This window comes from Streptomyces kebangsaanensis (genome assembly GCF_001906585.1).
Taxonomy (GTDB): Bacteria; Actinomycetota; Actinomycetes; order Streptomycetales; family Streptomycetaceae; genus Streptomyces; species Streptomyces kebangsaanensis.
In genome coordinates this window covers 69,635-72,330 of record NZ_JUJA01000163.1, presented here as the reverse complement: position 1 = coordinate 72,330, position 2,696 = coordinate 69,635, and the positions used below count along the sequence as shown (strand labels likewise).

At 76.5% G+C, this 2,696-nt stretch carries 1 protein-coding gene and 1 pseudogene; one reads left to right on the top strand and one right to left on the bottom strand.

The annotated features are described in order from the left end of the window. A pseudogene (locus RH94_RS31990) lies at positions 1-799 on the bottom strand (site-2 protease family protein); the annotation flags it as partial. Positions 800-962: 163 nt separating this feature from the next. On the opposite strand from RH94_RS31990, the gene RH94_RS45135 reads away from it, so the two are divergent. Then, positions 963-2,696, top strand: a 1,734-nt coding sequence (locus RH94_RS45135) for an AfsR/SARP family transcriptional regulator (RefSeq protein ID WP_234426174.1), incomplete at its 3' end; no start/stop codon positions are given.

Below are 2,696 nucleotides of genomic sequence, written 5' to 3'. Positions count from 1 at the left end.
CCGGCTGACCGAGCAGAGCTCGGGGGTGTCCTCCCAGAAGCGGTAGAGACTCCAGCCGCAGGCCTGGTCGAGGGTGCCGACGCCGAGGTGGCGCAGCAGCGTGTGGATCACGTCGAAGAACGCGACGTTGAGCGAGGGCACCCACAGCAGCGCGAACACGAAGAGCAGGCCGAACGGCGCGAACGGCTCCACCTGGCGCTTGATCCGGTACGACAGCCAGGGCTCGATCACGCCGTAGCCGTCCAGGCCCGGCACCGGCAGGAAGTTCAGGATCGCGGCCGTCACCTGGAGCAGCGCGAGGAAGGCCAGCGCGAACCGGAAGTCGGCGGGCACGCCGTCCAGCGCGTGCAGCCAGAACGGGGCCGTGCACACGGCCGCGAACAGCACGTTCGTCAGCGGCCCCGCCGCCGAGATCAGGCTGTGCCGCCAGCGACCCCGGATACGGCCGCGCTCGATGAACACGGCACCGCCCGGCAGGCCGATCCCCGCCCATGATCACGAACAGGACCGGGAGCACGATGCTCAGCAGGGCGTGCGTGTACTTCAGGGGGTTCAGCGTCAGGTAGCCCTTGGCGCCGACCGTGATGTCACCGCCGTGCAGCGCCGTGCGCGCGTGCGCGTACTCGTGCAGGCACAGCGAGACGATCCAGGCCGCGGTCACGAACAGGAACACCGCCACGCCCGGCTTCTGGGCGTATCCGGTCCAGGTGGCCCAGCCCGTGACCGCGGTGACGGCCAGGATCCCGAGGAACACGGGACTGACCTGCCGGTCGCTGCGGCGGGTGGTGGCGCTGGTCATGGGGCGGGCTCCTGCGGGGCGTGTCGGGTGGGGCGGGGTCGACCGTACCGGGCGCGTGGAGAAAACGTCTCGCACCCTGCCACCGGTTCCAGCAGGGTGGGAGCATGACAGCGCGACGGGTGTTCCACGAGGGCCGGCGGACGGGATGAGAACACCGGAGACAATGGACCCCGTGCGCTATCGCATCCTCGGCACCACTCAGGCGCTCCGCCCCGACGGCACCCTCGTCCCGGTCGGCGGGGCGCGGCTGCGTGCCCTGCTGACCGTGCTCGCCCTGCGGCCCGGCCGCACGGTGCCGGTGGGCGTCCTGGTCGACGAGGTGTGGGACGGCGACCCGCCCGCCGACGCCACGGGCGCGCTGCAGGCGCTGGTGGGGCGGCTGCGCCGGGCGCTCGGCGCCGGTGCGGTGGCCTCCGCGGAGGGCGGCTACCGGCTCACCGCCGCCGCGGACGACATCGACCTGCACCGCTTCGAACGGCTGGCGGGCGAGGGCCTGCGCGCGCTGGCCGACGGCGACCCCGCGAAGGCCGCCGTCGTCCTAGACGACGCCCTCGCCCTGTGGCGCGGCCCCGCCCTCGCCGACCTGCCCGACCGCACCGCCGAGGCGGCCCGCTGGGACACCCGCCACCTGGACGCACGCCGGGCCCGCCTCACCGCCGCCCTCGCCCTCGGCCACGCCGGGCAGGCCCTGCCCGAGCTGACCGCCCTGTGCGACACCCACCCCCTGGACGAGCCCCTCCAGGCCCTCCGCCTGCGCGCCCTGCGCGACGCGGGCCGCACGGCGCAGGCCCTGGCCGCCTACGAGGACGTACGGCGTCTGCTGGCCGACCGGCTGGGCTCGGACCCGGGACCTGAACTGCGCGAGCTGCACGGGGAGTTGCTACGGCCGGGCGAACCGGACGGGCAGGGGGCCGGCGCGTCGGCGGGCGGTCGGCGCCCCGCAGGCGAGGCGCACGCGGGCGCGGCACCACGGGCCGGGCACGCGGGTGCGGCGCCGCCGCGGGAAGCCCCCGGCGCCCCGGTGGCCTTCTCCGGCCTTCCCACGACGGCATCCGTGACGGCACCCGTGGCCGCCGGCGCCCCCGCGCGTGCCCGCACCCTCGCCGAAGGCGGGCGGGAGCACCCCGCCGCGCCCGCCGACGCCCGCGCCCCCCGGCCCCCCGGCAACCTCCGCGCCCGCCTCACCTCCTTCGTCGGCCGGGAGGCCGACATCGAGGCGATCCGCGCCGACCTCGGGGCCGCGCGGCTGGTGACGCTGCTGGGGCCCGGCGGGGCCGGGAAGACGCGGCTGTCGCAGGAGGCGGCGGAGGCCGTGCGGCCGGCGGTGCGGGACGGGGTGTGGCTGGCCGAACTCGCTCCCGTCGACGACGCCGGCGCCGTGCCCGAGGCCGTGCTCACGGCCGTGGGGGCCCGCGAGACCGTGCTGTACGGCGCCGGGGCCGAGGAGATGCGGGCCGCGGTCGCCGACCGGCACGACGACCCGGTCGAGCGGCTGGTCGAGCACTGCGCACGGCGCCGCATGCTGCTCCTGCTCGACAACTGCGAGCACGTCGTCGACGCGGCGGCCCGCCTCGCCGAGGAACTGCTCGCCCGCTGCCCGCACCTCACCGTCCTGGCCACCAGCCGGGAACCGCTCGGCATACCGGGGGAGGTGCTGCGGCCGGTCGAGCCGCTGCCCGAGCCGGTCGCGCTGCGGCTGCTCGCCGACCGGGGAGCCGCCGTACGGCCCGGTTTCCGCGTCGACGCCGACGGCGACACCGCCGCCGCCTGCGCCGAGATCTGCCGGCGCCTGGACGGCCTGCCGCTCGCCATCGAACTCGCCGCCGCCCGGCTGCGGATGCTCACCCCGCGCCAGATCGCCGACCGGCTCGACGACCGCTTCCGCCTGCTCACCTCC